Annotated in this window: 3 protein-coding genes; all 3 read right to left on the reverse strand. The window is 30.4% G+C overall.

Going from position 1 to position 3,157, the window contains the following annotated elements:
- Window positions 1-784: protein translocase subunit SecF (gene secF / locus Q0J90_RS11825; RefSeq protein WP_297278103.1), on the reverse strand; the 784-nt coding region annotated here is incomplete at its 3' end.
- A gap of 23 nt (window positions 785-807) precedes the next feature.
- Window positions 808-2,319 carry a protein translocase subunit SecD gene (gene secD / locus Q0J90_RS11830; RefSeq protein ID WP_297278104.1) on the reverse strand — a complete coding sequence of 504 codons (1,512 nt, stop codon included), beginning with the start codon at window positions 2,317-2,319 and terminating at the stop codon, window positions 808-810.
- 37 nt (window positions 2,320-2,356) lie between these two features.
- Complete coding sequence (gene yajC, locus Q0J90_RS11835) at window positions 2,357-2,788, reverse strand: preprotein translocase subunit YajC (RefSeq protein WP_297278105.1); 432 nt, start codon at window positions 2,786-2,788, stop codon at window positions 2,357-2,359.
- Window positions 2,789-3,157 lie beyond the last annotated feature (369 nt).

A 3,157-nucleotide genomic window follows, 5' to 3' on the forward strand; every position in this document is an offset into this window, starting at 1 on the left:
GAAGAGTAGAAACACCAGTAATAATAGTTCTTCCAACAACATTATTCAAACTTACATTAACAATCTCTTTAAATGGTCTTTTAACATCAGAATTTTCTCTTATTCTATCAAATACTACTATTATGTCGTTAATAGTATAACCTATCAAAGTAAGCATTGAAGAAAGAACCAAAACTGAAAACTCTTTATTTAAGAAAAGAAGTATTCCAAACACTATAACAACATTATGTATAAGAGTTATTATAGCAGGAAAAGCATATCTGTAATTGAATCTTATGGTAATATATATCATAATAATAACCCAAGAAACAATTATAAGTATGAAAGCCAATTTCAAATTATCAGCAGATACAACACCGCTTATGATATTGCTTCCTATTAGTTTAACTTTATCCTGAGTATATTTATCATAAAGAACTTTCATAGCTCTGTCTGATTCTTCATTAGAACCTCTGAATCTTAAGAGAAAAGCATTGATATTCTGATCTCCCTCAAGCTCCTGTATATTAACTGTTTCAGAACCGAAATTATTATATAAAGCTCTTATATCAGCAATATTTATAACTTCCGGATTATCTATTTGAACCTTTAACTCAACACCGCCTGCAAAGTCAATACCCATATTAAAACTGTTGCTGTTTAATTTACTTACAAATAAACCTATAGAAGCTATAAAAAGTATAGATGATATAACAGCAGCAATAGGCATGAATTTAACAAAAGGTATTTTATTTTTTGTTAAATCATTATTTTCTTTATTTTCTTTTTTAATATCTTCACTCATTATAAAATCCCAATCAATTTATATTATATAAAGAAGAACCCTGCTTTCTTTACTATCTTAGTACGTATTATCTCTTCATAAATATATCTAGTAATAAATACAGCAGTAAATAGGTTTATTAAAATACCAAAGAATAAGGTAATAGCAAAACCTTGTACAGGACCGCTTCCGAATATCCAAAGTATTAAAGCTACAATTATAGTAGTTATGTTAGAGTCAAATATAGTAGCAAATGCTCTGTCATAACCGGATATAATAGCATCAGCAACATTAGATTTTATTTTTAATTCATCTTTAATACGTTCAAAAATAATAACGTTAGCATCTACAGCCATACCTATAGTAAGAATAAGTCCTGCTATACCAGGCAAAGTTAAAGTAAATCTTAATGGTGATAATACTGCTATGATAAGCACTACGTTTACAAGCATAGCAATAGTAGCTAAAACTCCTGAAACTCTGTATAGAGCAATCATAAATACAGCAACTAAAATAGCAGCCATAAGAAGTGCAGTTGCTCCCGCTTTAACAGAGTCAGCTCCTATGGACTGTCCTACAACCTCTTCTTCTACAATACTAACATTAAGAGGCAAAGCTCCCTCTTTTAATATTCTAGCTAAATCCTGAGCTTCTTCTAAAGTAAATCTTCCAGTAATTACTCCTCTTCCGCCTCTAATCTCCTGATTGATATTAGGTGCACTTATAACTTTATCATCCAATACAATGGCAAGCATTCTATTAACATTCTGAGCAGTAACTTCAGCAAATTGAGTAGCTCCTTCGCTATTAAGCTCAAACTCAACGGTAACTTCTCCGAATTCTCCGCCTCCTACCTGAGCATTAATTAAAGAACTTCCTTCAAGAGAAGGATCTTTATTAACAATTACCGGTGCTCCTCTTACTCTTCTGCCGAAATCGTCTTTTTCACTGTAGAAATAAAGCTGTTTTCCATATTCAGGAACTTTAGCAGTATTAGTAAATACTCCCATAAGCATATCATTAGTAGTTAAAGCTGCTGTAGCCTCTTCATCTACCAAATTAAATGTTAAAGCTCCCTGACTTAATACCACGCTTTTTATTCTGTCCGGGTCTCTTACTCCAGGAAGTTCAACAACTACTCTGTCCTCACCCTGCTTTCTTATTCCTACTTCACTGACACCGAATTGGTCTATTCTTCCTCTAAGTCTTGCTATAAGTCTGTCCATAGCATCATTCTTTTCTTCAGCTGTCAGAGATGAAACATTTCTTTCAAGTCTTGCAGCATACTCTTCAAAATCAGCCTGTAAAACAATTCTTATACCGCCTTGTAGATCTAAACCCATATTCACAGATTCGCTTCTTAAACGCTTAAGAGATTGAACACTATCTATTTGTTCCTTAGTATATCCTTTAGCTATCATCTCATCTAAAGACATATTGCTTTCTTCTTTCTTATCTTCAGATGTTAAAAAATACCATCTTACTGTAGGAGTAATAAACCAAGCCATTACACCAAGTCCTATAATGATGAATGCCAGTCTTAAATTATGACTCATATTATTATTTTCCTATTTATTAATTTTTATATATTATTTATTCTTTTTTATCTTCTGCCTGAGCTTTTTCTAATTCTTCTTTTATTTGATTCTTATCTTCTATAGCTTTTTTATCATCTTTTTTCTTCTCTTCTTTTTTAGGAGGGTTAAGCATATCTTCTGTAACTACTGCAGATATAGAAGATTTTATTATTTCTATTTTAGTATTCTCTCCTAATTTTACTATTGCCACTCTTCCGCCTTCTTTATCAGAAACATATTCAGCTACTATTCCGCCTGCTATTATTATTTTATCGCCTTTTTTCAATTCTGCTATACTTTGTGCTAATTTTTTTTGCTGTTGTTTTTGCGGTCTTATCAATAAAAAATAAAATATGGCAAATATTGCTACCATCATACCTATTGATACTAACGGATTGCCTGCCTGACCTTGTGCTGCTCCTTGTGCATATAATGTAGCTGTGAACATTCTTTAATTACCTCTTAATTTTTTAGATTTCTTTTGATAGTACATCATATTATCAATAATTTATACTTATGTCAACTATTATATATAAAAATTGTTCGCTAAAACAGTATTGTAAGTAAACTTACAATACGCTCACAATTTTTATTAAAATATATATAAAAATTGTTCGCTAAAACAGTATTGTAAGTAAACTTACAATACGCTCTCAATTTTTATTAAGCAATATATAAAAATTGCCTGCTAAAACTATATTATAAACAAACTTAAAAGACACTCATAATTTTTATTAAACAATATATAAAAATTGCCTGCTAAAACTATATTATAAGCAAACTTAAAAGACACTCATAATTTTTATTAAACAATATA

Origin of the sequence: uncultured Brachyspira sp., assembly GCF_944390595.1 — a bacterium.
In the GTDB taxonomy this organism is placed as follows: domain Bacteria; phylum Spirochaetota; class Brachyspiria; order Brachyspirales; family Brachyspiraceae; genus Brachyspira.

Bases quoted from the DNA above. Each gene is read 5' to 3' on its own strand.
- secD (WP_297278104.1), bottom strand. From the start codon at position 2,319: ATGAGTCATAATTTAAGACTGGCATTCATCATTATAGGACTTGGTGTA.
- yajC (WP_297278105.1), bottom strand. From the start codon at position 2,788: ATGTTCACAGCTACATTATATGCACAAGGAGCAGCACAAGGTCAGGCA.